The organism is Acinetobacter sp. TAC-1, from assembly GCF_029025845.1.
Classification (GTDB): domain Bacteria; phylum Pseudomonadota; class Gammaproteobacteria; order Pseudomonadales; family Moraxellaceae; genus Acinetobacter; species Acinetobacter guillouiae.
The window spans coordinates 3,821,292-3,841,321 of record NZ_CP118892.1 but is presented as its reverse complement, the minus strand read 5'-3'; the positions used below and the strand labels follow the sequence as shown (position 1 = coordinate 3,841,321).

Genomic DNA, 20,030 nt, shown 5'->3' with positions numbered 1-20,030 from the left:
TTCTCTTAAATTCTTTCATGTCAGAACCAAACACTTTTTAGCTTAAAGATGATCGCTGAGTGAGTGGTGTATATGCTGTTAATCGCTCGGTTGAATAAGCTTTTGCATCAACACGTGTATCTTGATTGAGCATCAATTGTCTTAATAACTGTGCTGAAGCAGGTCCCATACATAAGCCATTACGGTAATGTCCAAAATTTGCCCATAAATTATTCAGTTCAGGCATTTTTCCAATATATGGAATGCCTGTTGGTGAGCTTGGACGTAATCCTGCCCATTGCTTAACGATGGGGAAGTTTGCCAATTCAGGCACCATTTCGATACAGGCTTTATAAATATTTTGCTGTGTTTGTACATTTGGACGCTTATCAAATCCGATATGGTCCATGCTTGAACCGCATACGATATGACCATCTCGGCGTGGGATCAAATACATCACATTGTTCATACACATGGTGGGTAGCCAGTTTTCCGGAGTTTTAAATAACATCATTTGCCCCTGAACGGGTTCTACTGGGATCGAAAGCTGTAATTGTTCTGCCCAGCAATTTGACCATGCACCCGTTGCAATCACAAATTGGTCTGCGACAAAACGTTGTCCATTGGCACTTTCAACAGACTGAATTTTTTGATTTTGAATATTAAATTTTTCGATCCATGTATTTTCATACACTTCAACTTGAGGATGTTGTTTGAGATAGCTGATCAGTGATTTAAGAAGTCGCGGATTTCTAACATTGGCTAGATGTGGAAAATAAATTGCATGTTGAAACTGTGCTGAAATATGGGGATTGACGCTTTCAAGCTGCTCTCTTTGCAGGTATTCACAATGCTGCATCGGTTCTTGATGTTGGTCTTTATAATTCAGTCCAAGCTCAAAATCTGCTTCGTCAAAAATTAACATTCCTGTGTCATGGATTTGAAAGTCTATCCCTGTTTTAGGTTGTAGTTTCTCATTCCATTGTTGGTAAAGTTGTTTGCCGTGTTGTGCCAGATGATTGACTTCATTGGGATATCTCCACGGATACATGGGTGACAGAATACCGCCACCCGCCCATGAAGCAGCATGTCCTGCATGTTGTTGATCGAACAGGGTGATGGTGCAGCCTTGTTCAACAAGCTCAAGCGCGCTGAGTAAGCCACTTACTCCAGCACCGATAATGGCGATATGCATTGTGTATTCTGTACCAATTTAGATTTTTAATCCCCACCTGCAAAAGCAATACTGCTTATCTTTTGAAAGAGGGGACTTTCCATTCACGACTGAATCAGTAATGGGCTCCTCCCTTTTAAAAAGGTGAGGAACCATGAGTTCAGTAAGGGAGGGATGATTTACTTCATCTCTTTTAATTGACGTGCTGCATCTTCTGCATAATAGGTCCAAATACCATCTGCACCTGCACGACGGAAGCACATCAAGGATTCCATAATCACGCTTTCAGATAACCAGCCATTTTGGATGGCTGCTGCAAGCATGGCATATTCACCACTGACTTGATAAACAAAGGTCGGGACACCAAAGGTATCTTTAACTTCACGTACCACATCCAAATACGGCATACCGGGTTTGACAATCACCATATCCGCACCTTCTTGAATATCAAGGGCGATTTCATGCAGTGCTTCAGCACGATTACCGACATCCATTTGGTAGTTATACTTATTACCACCTTTTAGGTTGGATGATGAGCCAACTGCATCGCGGAAAGGACCGTAGAAACTAGACGCATATTTTGCAGAGTACGCCATGATGCTGGTATAAATAAAATCGTTACTTTCTAAAGCTTGGCGGATTGCACCAATACGGCCGTCCATCATGTCACTTGGCGCGATTACATCTGCACCTGCTTCAGCATGGCTTAAGGCTTGTTTGATCAGGCATTGAACCGTTTCATCATTTAATACATAACCTGTATCGTCAATAATGCCGTCCTGACCATGTGTGGTATAAGGATCTAATGCACCATCCGTGATGAGTACCATCTCAGGCAGTTCTTTTTTTAACAAACGTAAAGTATTTTGAACTAAACCATCTTCATGCCACGCAGCTTCAGCTGTTAAACTTTTGTCTTGTTGTGGTGTAACAGGGAATAAGGCAAGTTTTGATACACCAAGTTCTAATAGGGTTTCTGCTTTTTTCAACAATAAGTCTGCTGACAATCGTTGAACATTTGGCATACTTGGTACATCTTGGCTTTGGTTTTGTCCCGGAAGTACAAATACTGGATAAATGAGATGATCTGCTGTGAGTTGAGTCTCTCTTACCATTGCTCGAAGCTTATCGTTTTTACGGATACGGCGCATACGAGTAGCTGGAAAAGCAGGACGATTGAACGTATAAGTCATAACAATCTCGATGTTCAGTATTAAACTAGGCATATATTGTAGCCCTTTCATATATTTTTTGGGAAAAAGCTGAAAATTTTTCTCAATATTGGTTTCGAAATGATGATGAGTGATTCTTCTAAAACTGATTCTGCGCCTAGCGAATCGCAAAAAAAGTGGACTGGTAATTTACATTTAGGTGCGAAAGCAGATCTAAATGTGGTGCTTAACCAACTCACTAAAGCGTTTAATGGTTCGCCTTATTTTTCACATAACAATATGCAAATGCGTGTTGTTAATGATGAGATTGAAGGCTATATCGAAATGAAACCGTATTTGATTGGCAATGTCGCATTTCAAATTTTACATGGTGGTGTGGCCGCGACATTGTTGGATAGTATTGGTGGAATTGTAGCAATGGGGGAGTTGTATAAACGTGCAGAGCCAGACCAGTTGCCAGACACATTAAAGAAAGTTTCTCGTTTAGCGACAGTTGATATGCGTGTGGATTATCTTGCACCTGGGCGCGGTGAATACTTTATTGCCAAAGCTGAAACTTTGAGAATGGGGCGAAAAGGTTGCACCATGCGTATGACCATGTTCAATAATGAAGGTAAGGCGATTGCGACAGCCATTGCTTCTTATGCCTATTGATCAAGCTGACTAAGTGTACTAATCAGTACACTTTTGTATTCATTGTGTCAATATAAGCCAGTAAAATACATATTTTGCTGGCTTATTTTTTTTCAAAAAAATATGAATATCAATAAGATTGCCCTCTTTTATAAAGATAAACTATAGAGTAATATTTTTATTCTCATAATATGATTTTTACCTGTAAAATTGGGCACCACAATTTTAAGAAGTTGACTTATTCAACCATCAAGCAACGTCATATAGATATGATTAAGCAGTTTTTCAGTTTATATCTCCAAAATGCAAAGATGTTTTGACAAGTCTAAGTAAGCTAGGAACATGCGATGACTGACGCGCAAACGACGAATGCCTCTCCAAATGATGAAAATCAAGCGCAAGCGGATTTGGAAGCCAAACAAAAACGTAAAAAAATGCTGAAGATTTTTGCCATTATTGTTGTTGTAGCTGCAATTCTATATGCAATTTGGGCTTTTATTTTTGGCAATATTGTTGAAACGGATAATGCCTATGTCGGTGCTGAAACTGCTGAAATCACTTCGATGGTCAGCGGACAAGTTGCTGAGGTTTTGGTCAGTGATACTCAACAAGTGAAAAAAGGCGATGTACTTGCGATTATTGATAATCGTGATGCAAAAATTGCTGTTGCAGAAGCTGAAGCGGCGTTGACCAAAGCCAAGCGTCAATATACACAAAGCTCGGCAAATAGCAGTTCATTGTCCTCACAGATTTTAGTCAGTGCAGATGATATTAACAGTGCCAAAGCACAAGTGGCGCAAGCCGATGTGGCATATCAACAAGCACAGCAAGAATTTGCACGCCGTCAGCAGTTAAGCGCGACAGGTGCAATCTCTAAAGAAGAATTTAGCAAAGCACAAAGTGCTTTAAACAATGCCAAAGCAAATGTTGATGTGGCAAAAGCAGCATTGGCGCAAACAGAATCTAAGCGTAAAGCTGCACAAAGTAATTTAGATGCCAATGAAGCTTTAATTCGGGGGACCTCACAAAGTTCAACCCCTGATGTATTGGTGGCTCAAGCTAAACTTGATCAAGCACTTTTAGATTTACAACGTACAGAAATTAAAGCGCCGTTAGATGGTGTGATTGCCCGTCGTAGTATTCAAGTGGGGCAACGTATTGCACCTGGGACAAGTTTGATGAAAGTGGTGCCTTTGGCTGAACTTTATGTGGATGCAAACTTTAAAGAAAGTCAGTTGCAAAATGTGAAAGTTGGTCAGAAGGCAACCCTCACTTCAGACCTCTATGGCAAGAAAGTGGAATATCACGGTACGGTAATCGGCTTTTCTGGTGGTACTGGTTCAGCATTTGCGTTAATTCCTGCACAAAATGCGACAGGTAATTGGATTAAAGTGGTTCAACGTCTACCTGTACGTATCAAACTCGATCCTAAAGAGTTGGCTGAGCATCCATTACGTGTGGGTTTATCCATGAATGCTGAGGTTGATACCTCTTCAGCGAAGTAATCACTTATGAATACAGCAACGTTTCAAAGTGAGCTTAAAGGTGGGCGCTTACTTCTTGCCGCCTTCTTTTTAGCACTTGCCAATTTTATGGTCGTACTGGATATGACCATTGCCAATGTTTCTGTGCCCCATATTACCGGAAGTTTAGCAGTATCAAGTTCTCAAGGGACTTGGGTGATTACCTCCTATGCCGTTGCTGAAGCCATCTGTGTACCTTTAACCGGTTGGCTTGCAGGACGTTTTGGTGCCGTTCGGGTATTTACCATCAGTCTAATTGGCTTTACCACATTTTCAATTCTTTGTGGCTTATCCAATAGCTTAGCAATGTTAGTGATCTGTCGTATCGGACAGGGTTTATTTGGTGGTCCAATCATGCCACTCAGTCAAACTTTGTTGATGCGTATTTTCCCACCCGAAAAGCATTCCCAAGCAATGGGGATGTGGGCAATGACGACCGTTGTAGGACCGATTCTAGGCCCTATTTTAGGTGGTACGATCAGTGATAACTGGTCATGGCATTGGATTTTCTTTATCAATATTCCAGTGGGTGTGATCTGTGCTGTTGGGGTGATGCGTCTATTAAAAGTTGCTGAAACGCCAATTGCTAAACTTCCGATTGATACTATTGGTCTAACGCTGCTGATTGTTTGGATTGGCGCATTACAGTTAATGCTCGATTTGGGGCATGAGCGGGATTGGTTTAATAACAGCTTTATTTGTATTTTGGCAGTGATTTTGGTGGTTGGATTTATCGCCTTTTTCATCTGGGAATATTATGAAAAACATCCTATCGTCAATATACAAATTTTCCGATACCGTGGCTTTACCATCGCTACAATCTCATTGGCTTTTGCCTTTGCGGCATTCTTTGGCAGTATTGTACTTATTCCACAATGGTTACAGATTAACTTGGGCTATACCGCATCTTGGGCAGGTTATCTGACTGCGACAATGGGCTTTGGTAGCTTGATGATGTCGCCTGTGGTTGCCAAACTTGCGACTAAATATGACCCAAGAGCCTTGTCCAGTTTTGGGCTGATGATTTTGGGTGGCGTCACATTAATGCGTTCATTTTGGACCAGTGATGCTGACTTTATGGCACTAGCATTACCACAGATTATCCAAGGTTTTGCGGTACCGTTCTTCTTTATCCCACTGTCTAATATCGCTTTAGGTGTGGTACGCCCTGATGAAGTGGCTTCTGCTGCGGGTTTGATGAACTTTATGCGAACCATGGCAGGCGCAATTGGCGCATCTATTGCGGTGACCATTTGGGATGATCATACTAAGCTAGCACGTAGTGAAATCGTGTCGACCATGCATGTTGAGGAAACTCAGCGTAACTTGGTCAACAGTGGCTTTAGTCCTGAAATGGCGTTGGGTACCATTTCCAACTTGGTGGATAAAGAGGCTTTAACGCTTTCGGTTAATCATGTGTTTTTGATTTTTGCGATGATCTTTATTTTCGCAGGATTGATTATTTGGTTATGTCCAAAACCGAAAGGGAATGTCGGCGCAGGGCATGCACATTAGAATTTAAGTTGTATAGAAGCCTGCTGAAAAGTGGGCTTTTTTATCGCTGCAATGACAACAGATCAAGACAAATTTTGCTATTTTATCTATTGATCAAGATCAGGGTATAATACAGCGATTGTGTACCGCGATGAGTAATATGTATGAAGCCTGAATTCCAGCAAGGAAAAATTAAACAATACGATGCCGATAGAGGCTTCGGCTTTATTGGTGGACTTGAACAAGATATTTTCTTTCATATTTCGGATTTCCCGCTTGCAGAGGGTGAGCCAAAGCGAAATGAAAGAGTTAAATTTATCGTTGTTGAAAATAACGGAAAGTTAAAAGCAACCAGAATTGAGCGTGTTGAAGATCAATCAGCAAAGGCTAAAAAGACCAGAATTGTTGAAAACAATAAGTCGATTACCAATAATTTGTTGTCTAATTTTAGAAAGTAATAGGCGTATAGATTTAGGCCATTTTATTTTTGGGTTATTGGATCGTAGTTTTTAGATAAATCCCTTTAATTGAAGGGATTTTGTATGAGGGAGTTGGTTTTTTAATATAAAAATATTCCTTTGCGCTGCTACAATCGCAGTTTCCCTCTTTTTTAAGAGGTGAATGTTGCAAATTTTAGATAGTATTGGATTCGCAATATTGCTTGCTGAAAATGAAGTGTAAGAACGGGCAATTGGAAAAGATTAAATAAATTTAAAAGAAAAACAGCAATGCAACCCTACAACAAAAACTTAAAACAACTGTCTCGTGATCTTAGGAATAATATGACGGATGCAGAATTGTTGCTTTGGTCAAAGTTACGACGCAAGCAAATTTTAGGTTTACAGTTTTATCGTCAGAAACCGATTTTAAATTACATCGTCGATTTTTACTGTCCTGCTATAAATTTGGTGATTGAATGCGATGGTGGGCAGCATTATACAGATGAGGGTTTAGAGGCTGATCGTATTCGTGATGAAGCATTGACTCAGCAAGGCTTAGTTATCTTAAGATTTGATAATGGAAAAATTTTGCTGGAAATTGATAGTGTAATTTCGAAGGTTTTTGATGTGGCGAGTCAGCATTTAGAATCCCCCTAAATCCCCCTTTGATAAAGGGGGACTTGCCATGAATTGGATGATGGTCGTCGATTCGAGCTATTCCTCCCTTCTTGCACTTCGTTTTAAAGTAATACTTTAAAACTTGTTCAGGGACGAGCTTTCACGTAATTCAATCGAGACGCGCAGTTCCCCTCTTTTTCAAAGAGGGGTTAGGGGAGATTTAAATAAATCTAAGCAATCGAATCATCCAAATTTGGTGCTAACCAACGTTTGGCTTCATCCAAGGTCCAGTTCTTCCGCTTTGCATAATCTTCTAGTTGATCTAACGCGATTTTACCCACGTTAAAGTATTCAGACTGTGGGTTGGCATAGTAGAAACCACTGACACTTGATGGTGGCCACATTGCAAAACTGCTGGTCAATTGCGTACCAATCTTATCTGTGGTGCCTAACCAATCAAACAAAGACGCCTTTTCAGAATGCTCAGGGCAAGCTGGGTAGCCCGGTGCAGGACGAATACCGACATACTTCTCCTTAATTAATTCTTCATTAGAGAGTTGTTCATCTGCCTGATACCCCCAGAACTCTTTACGAATACGTTCATGTAAATGTTCTGCAAATGCTTCAGCAAAACGATCACCCAATGACTGAGCAAGAATGGCGGAGTAATCATCCCCTTTGGCTTTATACTCATGCGCCATTTCTTCCGCACCAAAAATTGAAACGGTAAAACCACCCAAGTAGTCTTCGGCTTGTGCTTTGGTTGCAACAAAATCAGCCAAAGACAAATTCGGTTTACCTGTGACTTTATCTGATTGCTGACGAATATGCTGGAAGGTATGGGTTACAGATTGACCATCTTCATTAAAGACCTCAACAGAGTCTGCGTCTGAACGATTTGCAGGATAAATCCCAAAAACGGCACGCGCATCGAAACGTTTATTGTCAATAATGTCTTTTAACATCGCCTGAGCTTGATTATATAAATCAGTTGCAGCTTCACCAACAATCTCATCGTGTAAAATTTTTGGGAATTTACCCGCCAAACTCCAAGAAATAAAGAATGGTGTCCAGTCAAAATATTCCACCAATGTATCAAGTGGATAATGGGTCAAGGTTTGCAAACCAATAAAGTTTGGTTTTACTGGTGGATTGGCGGCAAAGTCAATTTTTAGACCATTTTCAATGGATTCTGTATACGACAATTTAGCTGCTTTCGGTTGCTTATTGGCAATACGCTCACGTACTTTTTCGTATTCAGCACGATGTTCATCGACAAATTTAGGTTTCATTTCAGGAGACAGTAGGGTGGTTGCAACACCCACCGCACGAGAAGCATCGGCAACATAGATCACTGCATCATTTGAGTATTGCGGATCAATCTTTACTGCGGTATGTGCTTTCGATGTGGTTGCGCCACCAATCAACAGTGGGATTTTAAAACCTTTGCGTTGCATTTCTTTTGCAACAAATACCATTTCATCAAGTGATGGGGTAATCAAACCTGATAAGCCGATAATATCGACTTTTTCATCAATCGCAGTTTGTAAAATTTTCTCGCAAGACACCATGACACCAAGGTCAACAATGTCATAACCATTACACCCCAGTACAACACCGACAATGTTTTTACCAATATCGTGTACATCGCCTTTTACAGTCGCCATCAACACTTTACCTTTGGATTGGCTGCCTGTTTTCTCAGCTTCAATGTATGGGTTTAACCATGCTACGGCTTGCTTCATCACGCGTGCAGATTTGACCACTTGAGGTAAGAACATTTTACCTGAACCAAATAAGTCACCGACCACATTCATACCATCCATCAATGGACCTTCAATCACATCAAGTGGACGTTTGGACTTTAAGCGGGCTTCTTCAGTATCTTCATCGATAAAGCTGGTAATCCCTTTGACCAGTGCATATTCAAGACGCTTTTCAACAGGTTCATTACGCCATTCAAGGTTTTCAACTTGTTTTTGAGCGGCACTTTGACCACGGTACTGTTCAGCAACTTCAAGCAATTTTTCTGTTGCATCTTGACCGCTGTCACCTTGATTTTGGTTAAGAATGACATCTTCAACAGCGGCTTTCAGCTCTTTAGGAATATCATCATAGATGGCCATTTGACCCGCATTGACAATTCCCATGGTCATGCCTTGTTTGATGGCATAGTAAAGGAATACAGAGTGAATGGCTTCACGCACAGGTTCATTGCCACGGAAAGAGAACGATACGTTCGACACACCACCAGAAATCATGGCATGTGGTAAGTTTTGTTTAATCCAGCCTGTTGCTTCAATAAAGTCCACAGCATAGTTATTGTGTTCTTCAATCCCTGTTGCAACAGCAAAAACGTTCGGGTCAAAAATAATGTCTTCCGCAGGAAAACCGATTTCATTCACGAGCACATCGTAAGAACGCTTACAGATTTCACGTTTACGTGCGGCAGTATCTGCCTGACCGGTTTCATCAAATGCCATCACAATGACAGCTGCACCATATTGACGACACAAACGTGCTTTATGGACAAACTCGTCATAACCTTCTTTTAAGGAAATCGAGTTAACAACAGGTTTACCTTGTACACATTTTAGCCCTGCTTCTATGATTTCCCATTTAGAGGAGTCAATCATGATCGGTACTTTAGAAATTTCAGGCTCAGATGCAACCAGATTTAGGAAATGTACCATCGCATTTTGCGAATCGAGCATTCCTTCATCCATATTGATGTCGATGATTTGTGCGCCTGAAACCACTTGTTGTAATGCAACATCAAGTGCTTCGGCAAAGTTTTCTTCCCGGATTAAACGGAGGAATTTTTTAGAACCCGTGACATTGGTACGTTCACCGACATTGACGAACAATGAGTCGTCATAAATATTAAATGGCTCTAAACCACTGAGGCGACATGCAGGCTTGATGTCAGGGATTTTGCGTGGTGGGATGTCTTTAACCGCATTATAAATAGCACGAATATGGTCAGGCGTAGTACCACAACAGCCACCAGTGATATTGATCAAACCACTTTCAGCAAATTCTTTTAAGAAAGCTGCTGTTTCTTCTGGTGTTTCATCATAGCCACCAAATGCGTTCGGTAAGCCAGCGTTTGGATGCGCTGAAACAAAAACATCGGCAACATCTGATACCGTTTTGACATGTGGACGCATGGCATCTGCACCCAAGGCGCAGTTAAATCCAATCGACAATAAATCGCCGTGACGCACAGAGTTCCAGAATGCTTCTGCAGTTTGTCCTGTTAAGGTACGACCAGAGGCATCGGTAATTGTGCCGGAAATCATCAGTGGTAATTCACGGCCAAGCTGTTTAAAGACTTCTTTTACTGCAAAAATTGCTGCTTTACAGTTTAAGGTATCAAACACCGTTTCAATGAGAAGGATGTCTGCGCCACCTTCAATTAAAGCATGCGTGGCTTCAATATAATTTTCTTTGAGTTCATCAAAGGTAATGTTACGAAATGCTGGATCATTCACATTTGGTGAGATAGAGCAGGTACGTGATGTTGGCCCCAATACCCCAGCGACAAAACGTGGTTTGTCAGGGGTTGAGTATTTTTCACAAGCAGCTTTGGCAAGACGGGCAGCTTCAAAGTTAATCTCATGGACTAAATCTTCCATGTGATAGTCAGACATTGAAACCCGTGTGCCGTTAAAGCTATTGGTTTCAATAATGTCAGCACCAGCATCTAGGTAAGCTTCATGAATGCCTTGAATAATTTGTGGCTGAGTTAACACCAAAAGGTCATTGTTGCCTTTTAAATCAGATGCCCAGTCAGCAAAGCGCTCACCACGGTAATCAGCTTCTTCCAGTTTATGGCGTTGGATCATAGTTCCCATTGCACCATCAATAATTAGGATGCGTTTGGCAAGAAGCTCTTTTAACGTGGTAAGCGTGGACATTAAAACTCTCAATAAAATCGGATTTTAAAAATAGCCGATATGTTATCAGAATGTAGACTTTCAAGGTACCAATCTTGACACACTTCCTGATGACAGATTTTTGATCTAGACAATTTAAAAAAATTCAAATAATTCATTTTAAAAAATCATGCATTTAGGGTAATACATGATTTTTTTGCACAAGCCTAAAAAAATGTTGAAACTTCAAGTTTAAGTGTTAACTTAATCACATAATTTATTATAAATGTGAGATAAAACTATGAATAAGGTCTATAAAATCGTTTGGAATGAATCTTTAGGCACTTGGTGTGCGATTTCTGAGGTATCTAAGACACGGGGTAAACGATCTTCTGCTAAAACAAATGTTGCAGGTGCGTTATTGGCAGTTTCAGCATTGACTATGTCAGGTATGACCGCAGCGGCTGACAATTATGTGAGTGTCAATGATGGTGGTACGCAAAGCGGTAATTATAATAATGATGGAGCTGTTGCGAGTGGATCAGTCGTCATTGGACCTGATTCAAGCAGTATTGGAGCTTCAGGTGTAGCAATTGGAAATAATGCCGATGTGACGGGTTTACAAGGTGTTGCGATTGGTAATAATGCGCAAGCAGGTTACCAAAGTATAGCATTAGGTTTTGATACTGTAGCTACAGCTTTTAATAGTATGGCACTCGGTAATCGAGCAATTGCCTATACTGACGGTACAACTTTGGGGCAAGGTACTTATGCCAATAAATTAGCCACAGCAATGGGTAATGGTGCATTGGCAGTCGGTCAGGAAAGTACAGCCTATGGTTATAGTGCACTCGCAGGTACAGATTCTTTTAGTCAACCTTCAGCAGGTACTGACCCAGATACGATTGGTAAAGCTTATGCCACGGCTATGGGATCCAGAGCCAAAGCCAGTGCTCAAGGTTCTACAGCAGTAGGCGCAGGAAGTGTGGCTGAAGTTGATAATGGCATTGCTCTTGGAGCAAATTCAGTAGCAAATACTGGAGCCGGTGTAGCAGGTTATGTGCCAACCAGTGCAAATCAGTCACAAAAAGATGCAATAAATGCAACTCAATCTACATTGGGTGCAGTCAGCGTAGGTAGTGTGGGTAATACACGTCAAATCACAAATGTCGCTGCTGGGACAACAGATACTGATGCTGTAAATGTAGCACAACTGAAAGCGGTTCAGTCAGCCACAGAAACTCATTATTTTAGTGTTAATGATGAGGGTACTCAAGCTAACAATTACAACAATGATGGTGCGACGGGTAAAAATGCTTTAGCTGTGGGCATTGGCGCTAAGGCGGTTGGTGAGAATGCAATTGCTATTGGTAATGTCACCAGCGATGCTGCAAATAGTATTGCGATTGGTAATAATAATTCCCTAAGTAATAGCGCAAGTTCTAGTACTGCAATTGGGCACAATAACAATGTTACAGGTAATGAAGCTATAGCTTTAGGTGCTAACAATACTGTAAAAGATTTCTCTGGTGTTGCAGTAGGCAGTTATAACAATGCCGAGGGATATCGTTCTATTGCAGTCGGTGCGGAAAATAAAACTAAAGGTCAATGGTCTTCTGCATTTGGTGTTTGGAATATCGCTGAGGGAGAGCGAGCTACAGTTTTAGGTGCCAATAATACAATCCAAGGTCGTCGTGCTCTAGGTATGGGTGTCGCTAACGAGATTTCAAGTGCAAGTGAATATAGTTCAGCTGTTGGTGCATTTAATAAAATTATAGACAGTATGAAGTCTCTGACTGCGGGTTTTGGTAATACGGTTACTGGTGGTGAGAAAAATAGTGATGTGTGCTGAGAAAACAGGAGGTTTTAACTTGGTAAACTATAGACACTCATCAGGAGTTTACCATGAGCAAGAAACAGAAGACTTACACCGCAGAATTTAAAGTTGAAGCAATAAAATTGATTGAAGCCAATCAAGGCAATGTATCGGAAACAGCCAGACAACTTGGCATTTCAATGCAAACTCTTTCAAATTGGAATAATAAAGCAAAGACTGGCACCTTAGCAGGCACTAAACAATATTCACCTGATCTAAATGCCTTACTCGAAGAAAATAAAAAGCTCAAACAACAGCTCAAAACAGCTGAAATGGAACGTGAATTTCTAAAAAAGGCAGCAGCGTACTTTGCGAAAGAAAGTCAGTAAGGTACGCCTATATGAAACAGCAAAGATATTTATTCCCGATTAGCTTTATGGCTAGATTACTTCACGTTTCAGTGTCACGATTTTATGATTGGCTAAAACGAGGCATGAATAAAAGATTGGTTCAGCGAAATCAACAGACAATTTTGGTCAAAATAGCTCATGAGGAAACTAAACAAAGCTATGGCTATATTCGATTAACTAAGCATTTACAAGCGCAAGGTATCAAAATCAGTACGTATGCTGTACGTCAAATAAAAAAGCTCAACCAGCTGTATTGTAAGCGTCATAAGCGTTTCAAAAGAACTACGAAGAGTGATCATAATCGAGCGATCTACGCAAATTTACTAGAGCAACAGTTTTCAATGACTAAGCCCAATCTTGCATGGTCAAGCGATATTACATACATTTGGACTGCTGAAGGTTGGTTATACTTGGCAGCAGTAAAAGACCTGTACACGAAACAAGTGGTTGGCTATAGCTTAAATGAGCGTATGACCGCACAACTTGTTTGCAATGCACTGACTATGGCGATTCGTAATCAAAAACCAACGAAAGGCTTAATTATTCATTCGGACAGAGGCAGCCAATATTGCAGCCATGAATATCGAAAGATACTGGAAAAATGTGATTTTCAAGGTTCAATGAGCAAACGTGGGGACTGTTACGATAATGCACCGATTGAAAGTTTCTGGGGCATACTCAAGAATGAATTAGTGCATCATTGCAACTATAAAACCAGAGATGAAGCTAAAGCAGATATTACAAAATACATTGTGTTATTTTATAATCAGCGAAGAATTCAAAAGAGTTTGGATTTTAAAACGCCAAATCAAATAGCAGAGAACTTTTATCGGTTAGCTGCCTAGCATATCCCAAGTGAAAGTCTCCTGCTAATTCAGCACATATCATAGTGTTCTCGGGAACGAAAATACACTGAATAATGCCAAGAATACGACTGTATTAGGCAATAAAAATACAGTTGCTCAAGAGAATACTCAAGTCCTCGGCAATAATGTCACAACGACCCAAGCCAACAGTGTGGTCTTAGGTAACGCATCCACAGATCGTGTAGCAACTGTTATAGATAAAGTGACGATTAATGGCGAGGATTATGCCTTTGCTGGTGTAGGATCAACAGCCAATGGTGTCGTCAGTGTCGGTAAAGTCGGTGGTGAAAGACAAATCATCAATGTAGCTGCAGGTGAAATTAGTGCAAGCAGTACAGATGCTATTAATGGTTCACAATTACATGCCACAAACCAAGCGGTTGAAAAACTTTATGCTGGTGCAGGGGATACGACTCATTATGTGAGTATCAATGATGCTGGTAACAAAGCGGGTAATTATAATAATGATGGTGCAAGTGGAGCGCTTGCTGTAGCGGTAGGTGTTGGTGCGAGTGCAAAAGGAGATGGTGCTACTGCGCTTGGCCTTAATTCATCGGCCAAGAGTAAAGATGCAGTTGCGATTGGAACGGATACACGTGCCGAGCTGGAAGGTAGTGTTGCTCTTGGTAAAGGCTCAGTTGCTAATACTGCGGCGGGTATCGCAGGCTTTGATCCATTGACAGGGTTTGGTTCTAGCAATACTGGGAGTACATGGCGAAGTAGTGCAGCAGCATTTTCTGTGGGAGATGTCTCAAGGGGGATCACTCGTCAAATTACTGGTGTAGCAGCGGGTACGGCAGATACAGATGCGGTCAATGTTGCACAATTAAAGGCTGCAATATCTAAATCCAATGAAGCTAAAGGTTCTACAGAAACTGTAAGTGCAGGTAAAAATACTGAAGTAACGAAAACCACTAAGGCAGATGGCTCAACCGATTATCAAGTTGCAACCAAAGATGATGTAAGTTTTGATTCGGTCACGGTGGGTAATATTAAAGCTGATTCACAAAGCAATATCATCAGTGGTTTGGCTGACGGTAAGGTGAGTGCTGATTCTGATCAAGCCATTAATGGTAGTCAATTGCATGACACCGCTGAAAGTGTTGCAAATGCATTGGGTGGAAATGCAAAAGTTAATCCAGATGGAACGATCAAAACCAGTAATATTGGAAATACAGGTAAAGACAATGTACATGATGCGATTGCTTCAATACATGGACAGGTTGCCAGTGCTAAAACCAGCGTGTCTGCAGGTAAGAACACGGTTGTAAACAGTAGCACTAATGCGGATGGTTCAAATAACTATCAAGTGGCTTTAGCAGAGGATATTCAGTTAAATTCTGTTACTGCGAATCAAGTCACAGCACAGCAAGTTACAGCGAATAAGGTCAATGTGGGTAAAGTCACGATTGATGGGACAACCAATAAAGTCAGTGGTTTAGCAAATGGTGAAATTAGTTCAAGCTCTACGGATGCCATTAACGGTTCACAATTACACCAAACTAATAGCAGTGTGGCGCAACACTTAGGTGGCGGCTCAACACTGAACAAAGATGGTTCGATTGGTGCACCCACCTACAATGTCGCAGGGGGAACCTTCCATAATGTAGGGGATGCCTTGGGCGCTATAGATACTCGGGTAAGTAATCTGGAACAAGCTTTCTATGACACCAATAAAAATATGGATGACTTGCGTAACGATACTTATGCAGGTATCGCAGGTGCGATGGCGGTAGGTAACTTACCACAACCTACTGAAGCGGGTATGAGTATGGTTAGTGCGGGTGTTTCGGGTTACCGAGGTGAAACTGCTGTGGCAATCGGGGTGAGCGCCATTACTGACAGCAATAAAATCGTCTGGAAAATGGGTGCTTCTGCTGACAGTCGTAGTAATATTGGTGGTGCCGTGTCTATGGGTTATCAGTGGAAATAATTTTAATTAGACACAAGTATTCAATTTACATTCAGGATCAGCTTTCGGGATGGTCTTAGGTCAAAAACTCAGTGTTTACAAAACGCTGAGTTTTTTATGCAACTTAGACATTGAAAAGTACACGATAGATTGGCGTGTTAGCGTCAGCTTTTCACAATGTGTAAACCTTTGTTCGGATGATCGCTTTATGGGACTGCCACATGCGATGAAAGATGATTTATTGCTGATGTTGGGTACTTTAGCGAAAGGCAGATTGTTGGCGTTAAACTTGCTTAGATACAGTAAACGGGGGTTATGGGAAAATATTTAAAAATAAACTTAACAGCATGTTTGTTTTTTCATCAATTTGTCATAAATTTCATGAAAAATAGCAATGCCAAATGGTGAATAGCTTAAATTGGTCTGAAATATTACAAATATTATTTCAGTCTGAAATATAATATTTTGTAAAAATTGTATGGGTTTTATTGGTGTAAGATACTAATTATAAATAATAAAAATATTGATTTTGTCGCTTGTGTAGCGAAATACTGAAGTGAAATAATTATAAATTTCACTTCATATGACCTCTATTTGTCATATAATTGTCACAATTTAATTGAACAATAAGCGCATTCTAATATTCGCTAACTTTCTGCATGAATTCGAATTTACCTCCCGTCTCAGATTCTGCACAATCGTCTCAAGCTGCTAAATCGACGAATGTACATGTACCAACACCGAAATTTTTTATGCCGGTGTTTCTGACGATTATCATTGCTACCTTGATTTATATTGGGGTGCAAGTTAGTGCAGATTTAGCACATGTTCCACCGTTAAGCCTTTATTCAATGATCCTTTTAGCGACAGCGTTATTTATCGCTTTGGGTTTTGAGTTTGTAAATGGTTTTCATGATACAGCCAATGCTGTAGCAACCGTGATCTATACCAATGCATTGCCTGCACCTGTAGCAGTGATGTGGGCAGGCTTTTGTAACTTCCTTGGGGTAATGGTTGCCAGTGGTGCAGTTGCGTATGGAATTATTGCCTTACTTCCTGTTGAATTGATCATGAATGTAGGCAGTGGCGCTGGTTTTGCTATGGTTTTTGCCATGCTGATTGCGGCGATTCTGTGGAATTTAGGCACGTGGTTCTTAGGTATTCCGGCATCAAGCTCTCACACCTTGATTGGCTCAATTTTGGGTGTAGGCATCATGAACTACATTTTGCACGCTTCAACGGGTGCAAGTGGTGTAGACATGGATCAAGTGCTTAAAGTGGGTAAAGCATTACTGTTTTCTCCTTTGATTGGTTTTGCATTTGCAGCAATTGTATTTTTGATTGTTAAAAAAATATTTAAAAAACAACTTGAGTTGTTCCAACCCCCTGAAGGCAATAAGCCACCACCACCTTTGATCCGTGCAATTCTGATTTTCACCTGTACCGGTGTAAGCTTTGCACATGGTTCAAATGACGGGCAAAAAGGTATGGGCTTAATCATGCTGATTTTGATTGGTATTGTGCCTCTGGCTTATTCGTTGAATAGAGGTTTAGACCAACAGCATTTACAGTCATTCTCACAATTGTCTGGTCAAACTGCGACGGCAATTTATGCACAACATGCTGATATTCCAGATGAACAAGCACGTGTAACCATCACTAAATTTATCCAAACCAAAGAAATGAACCCAGAAGTTGTTCCTGCATTGGCCAGTTTGACTGATCATTTGGGCGAGCGTGTTGGTAAATTTGGTGATCTCAAAGATATCCCAGAAGCTGAAGTATCTTCATTACGCAATGATATGTACTTAAGCACCACGGCTTTTAAACGCTTGGATAAAGCGGATCAACTTCCAAAAATGGATGAAGCTCAGGGCAAAGTGGTAAAAGAATATCGCAAAAACTTAGATTCTTTCCTCCAATATATCCCAAACTGGGTAAAAGTTGCTGTGGCATTGGCACTGGGTTTAGGAACAATGGTGGGATGGAAACGTATTGTGGTTACTGTGGGTGAGCGTATTGGTAAACATCATATGACCTATGGTCAAGGGATGTCTGCTGAACTTGTGGCAATGTCGACAATCGCTGCTGCAGATGGTTTTGGTTTACCCGTTTCAACGACTCATGTACTCAACAGTGCGGTTGCGGGAACCATGGTTGCCAATAAAACTGGATTGAATTTTGCAACAGTCAAAACGATTCTTTCTGCATGGATTTTTACCTTACCAGCAACGATTTGTTTATCGGGCTGTTTATTCTGGTTATTTTTAAAAGTATTTTAATTTAAAAGTTAGTGATGGCGATTATTTTAAAAGCTGAATGATCGTTATTATCTGAATTTAAAAGAAAATGAGTGCACTTTGGTGCACTCATTTTCTTTTGGATAATGGAATTTTAAAATATGAATAACACAATTTCACCATTGAAAAAAACTTATAAAAAAATTAAGGTGTGGTTGTAAATCAAACTTGAGAAAAATGAGCATGTATTTAAGAAAATCACTTTGTGCTGCTGTATTACTTGGAATGTCTTTACCTGTATTTGCACAGGGAATCGTATTAAATAATGAAGATCTTCGCACAGATTTGAACTGGTTAAATCAGCAAGGTGTGATTCAAATCAGTACATCGACTTGGCCAATGAGTGGGGATGAAATTCAACGTGCCTTATCTCAAGCAAAAGTTTTAAACAATACACAACAAAAAGTTATTGATTCAATTCAAAATGCACTAAAAGCAGATAATCAAACCGCAAAATTAGGTTTGTTTGCTGAAACTGATCAAAAAAATATTCCTCAAGCTTTTGGGGACAGTGCAAAAGCACAGTATGTGGGTTCATTGGAATTTAATGCAGGCGGTGAAAACTGGGATGCAAAGCTTCGTGTGAATGGTGAAAAAGATCCGCACATTGACAATGGTCAAGATGTCAATGTGGAAGGTTCATATATTGCTGGGAAGTTGTGGAATCAATGGTTTATTGCGGGTCAAATCCCAACATATTGGGGGCCAGGACATGATGGTAGTTTGATTCGTGGTGATGCCAGCCGTCCAGTTTATGGTTTTACTGTACAACGTGCTGAACAAAAAGCTTTTGAATCTAAATGGTTGTCTTGGATTGGTCCTTGGCAATATCAAGCATTTGCTGGGCAGTTAAATGATTATACGGCTGTGCCTGATGCACGTTTAATGGGATTGCGCTTAACTGCACAACCTTTACCTTATTTAGAAATTGGTGCATCACGTGCTTTCCAAATTGATGGAGAAGGTCAACCAGGAAGTGCAAAAGCTTATTGGAATGCTTTTATTGGAAAAGACAATGAGTGTGCAGATAGTACCTGTACGGGGGTGGGTAATCCATCCAACCAGCTTGCTGGATTTGATGCACGTTTAAATCTTCAATCTTTGCTGAATGTTCCTATGAGTTTTTATGGGCAATATATTGGGGAAGATGAAGCGGGTTTACTACCCTCTAAAAAAATGTATTTAGCTGGTGCTGACTATTCCTCAAGTTTTAAAAATTTGCCGTACCAGCTTTATGTTGAATGGGCGAATACAGAAACAAATGGCGATCCATTAGGTATTTCTTATAGTCATCATGTTTATAAAGATGGTTATTACCAACAAGGTTTCCCATTGGGGCATGCAATGGGTGGTGATGGTGAAATGATTTCTGTCGGTGGTGATATTCGCTTTGATGTGATGAATCGTTTATCTGGTCGTGCAATCTATGCCAAAGTCAACCAATCTGCTGCTCTCTTTGGTGATAAGCAAATCAACTTAGCCTTCCCAGAAAAAGACAAAATTAAAGCATTAGATTTAACTTGGACACATTATATTAAACCGACCATGCCATTAAAAATTAATGGTTGGGTGAGTGATTCTGATGTACATGGCAATGATGCAGGTGCTTCTGTAGGAATTGAAATTCCTTTAGATAAAGCATTATTCGGCCATTAAGACCTGAGTTGTCGGGCTGTATATATCTAATTTTAAGCATATACAGTTTGATAAGTTGGGACTAAGCTAAAATCGCTTCTTTAAAATTTTTACAAAAGAAGCGATTTTTAGTTTTAGATTGAATTATTTGATATGCAGGTCTTTAATTTTTTTAAAGGC

14 protein-coding genes are annotated in these 20,030 nt (G+C 40.4%); 11 read left to right on the top strand and 3 right to left on the bottom strand.

What is annotated here, in order from left to right; genetic code table 11:
- Nucleotides 1–37: 37 nt before the first annotated feature.
- On the bottom strand, nucleotides 38–1,174 hold the full coding sequence (gene thiO / locus PYV58_RS17960; RefSeq protein ID WP_034611065.1) for a glycine oxidase ThiO: 1,137 nt from the start codon (nucleotides 1,172–1,174) through the stop codon (nucleotides 38–40).
- Nucleotides 1,175–1,332: 158 nt separating this feature from the next.
- Nucleotides 1,333–2,346, bottom strand: a complete 1,014-nt coding sequence (hemB, locus tag PYV58_RS17955) for a porphobilinogen synthase (RefSeq protein WP_016539219.1) — start codon at nucleotides 2,344–2,346, stop codon at nucleotides 1,333–1,335.
- Between the two features lie 99 nt (nucleotides 2,347–2,445).
- On the opposite strand from hemB, the gene PYV58_RS17950 reads away from it, so the two are divergent.
- From PYV58_RS17950 to PYV58_RS17930, 5 genes are all read left to right on the top strand, one after another.
- Nucleotides 2,446–2,979 carry a thioesterase family protein gene (locus tag PYV58_RS17950; protein ID WP_004722808.1) on the top strand — a complete coding sequence of 178 codons (534 nt, stop codon included), beginning with the start codon at nucleotides 2,446–2,448 and terminating at the stop codon, nucleotides 2,977–2,979.
- A gap of 326 nt (nucleotides 2,980–3,305) precedes the next feature.
- On the top strand, nucleotides 3,306–4,463 hold the full coding sequence (locus tag PYV58_RS17945) for an HlyD family efflux transporter periplasmic adaptor subunit (protein ID WP_004819348.1): 1,158 nt from the start codon (nucleotides 3,306–3,308) through the stop codon (nucleotides 4,461–4,463).
- Nucleotides 4,464–4,469: 6 nt separating this feature from the next.
- The gene (locus PYV58_RS17940; protein ID WP_004819350.1) at nucleotides 4,470–5,996 is read left to right on the top strand and encodes a DHA2 family efflux MFS transporter permease subunit; all 1,527 of its coding nucleotides are present in this window, start codon (nucleotides 4,470–4,472) and stop codon (nucleotides 5,994–5,996) included.
- A gap of 143 nt (nucleotides 5,997–6,139) precedes the next feature.
- Nucleotides 6,140–6,433 carry a cold shock domain-containing protein gene (locus tag PYV58_RS17935; protein WP_034611059.1) on the top strand — a complete coding sequence of 98 codons (294 nt, stop codon included), beginning with the start codon at nucleotides 6,140–6,142 and terminating at the stop codon, nucleotides 6,431–6,433.
- A 270-nt stretch (nucleotides 6,434–6,703) separates the two neighbouring features.
- Nucleotides 6,704–7,072: an endonuclease domain-containing protein gene (locus tag PYV58_RS17930; protein WP_034611054.1), complete on the top strand. Its 369-nt coding sequence runs from the start codon at nucleotides 6,704–6,706 to the stop codon at nucleotides 7,070–7,072.
- Nucleotides 7,073–7,263: 191 nt separating this feature from the next.
- Here PYV58_RS17930 and metH read toward each other — a convergent pair whose 3' ends face one another.
- Nucleotides 7,264–10,953 (bottom strand): methionine synthase, encoded by a 3,690-nt coding sequence (metH, locus tag PYV58_RS17925; RefSeq protein WP_034611049.1) that lies wholly within the window; start codon nucleotides 10,951–10,953, stop codon nucleotides 7,264–7,266.
- A 259-nt stretch (nucleotides 10,954–11,212) separates the two neighbouring features.
- Here metH and PYV58_RS17920 point away from each other — a divergent pair, with 259 nt between their 5' ends.
- From PYV58_RS17920 to PYV58_RS17895, 6 genes are all read left to right on the top strand, one after another.
- Nucleotides 11,213–12,763: an ESPR-type extended signal peptide-containing protein gene (locus tag PYV58_RS17920; protein WP_275059641.1), complete on the top strand. Its 1,551-nt coding sequence runs from the start codon at nucleotides 11,213–11,215 to the stop codon at nucleotides 12,761–12,763.
- Between the two features lie 53 nt (nucleotides 12,764–12,816).
- Nucleotides 12,817–13,982, top strand: a protein-coding gene (locus PYV58_RS17915) for an IS3-like element ISAba21 family transposase (protein ID WP_085947552.1) whose coding sequence is annotated in 2 segments (ribosomal slippage) — nucleotides 12,817–13,075 and nucleotides 13,075–13,982 — 1,167 coding nt in all. Because the reading frame shifts where the segments join, the coding sequence is not laid out codon by codon here.
- Between the two features lie 172 nt (nucleotides 13,983–14,154).
- Nucleotides 14,155–15,936, top strand: a complete 1,782-nt coding sequence (locus PYV58_RS17910) for a YadA-like family protein (protein ID WP_275059640.1) — start codon at nucleotides 14,155–14,157, stop codon at nucleotides 15,934–15,936.
- Between the two features lie 49 nt (nucleotides 15,937–15,985).
- Entirely contained in the window at nucleotides 15,986–16,246 is a 261-nt protein-coding gene (locus PYV58_RS17905) for a hypothetical protein (protein ID WP_034611039.1), read from the top strand.
- A 328-nt stretch (nucleotides 16,247–16,574) separates the two neighbouring features.
- Nucleotides 16,575–18,197 carry an inorganic phosphate transporter gene (locus PYV58_RS17900; RefSeq protein WP_034611035.1) on the top strand — a complete coding sequence of 541 codons (1,623 nt, stop codon included), beginning with the start codon at nucleotides 16,575–16,577 and terminating at the stop codon, nucleotides 18,195–18,197.
- Nucleotides 18,198–18,398: 201 nt separating this feature from the next.
- Entirely contained in the window at nucleotides 18,399–19,871 is a 1,473-nt protein-coding gene (locus tag PYV58_RS17895) for a capsule assembly Wzi family protein (RefSeq protein WP_275059639.1), read from the top strand.
- Nucleotides 19,872–20,030 lie beyond the last annotated feature (159 nt).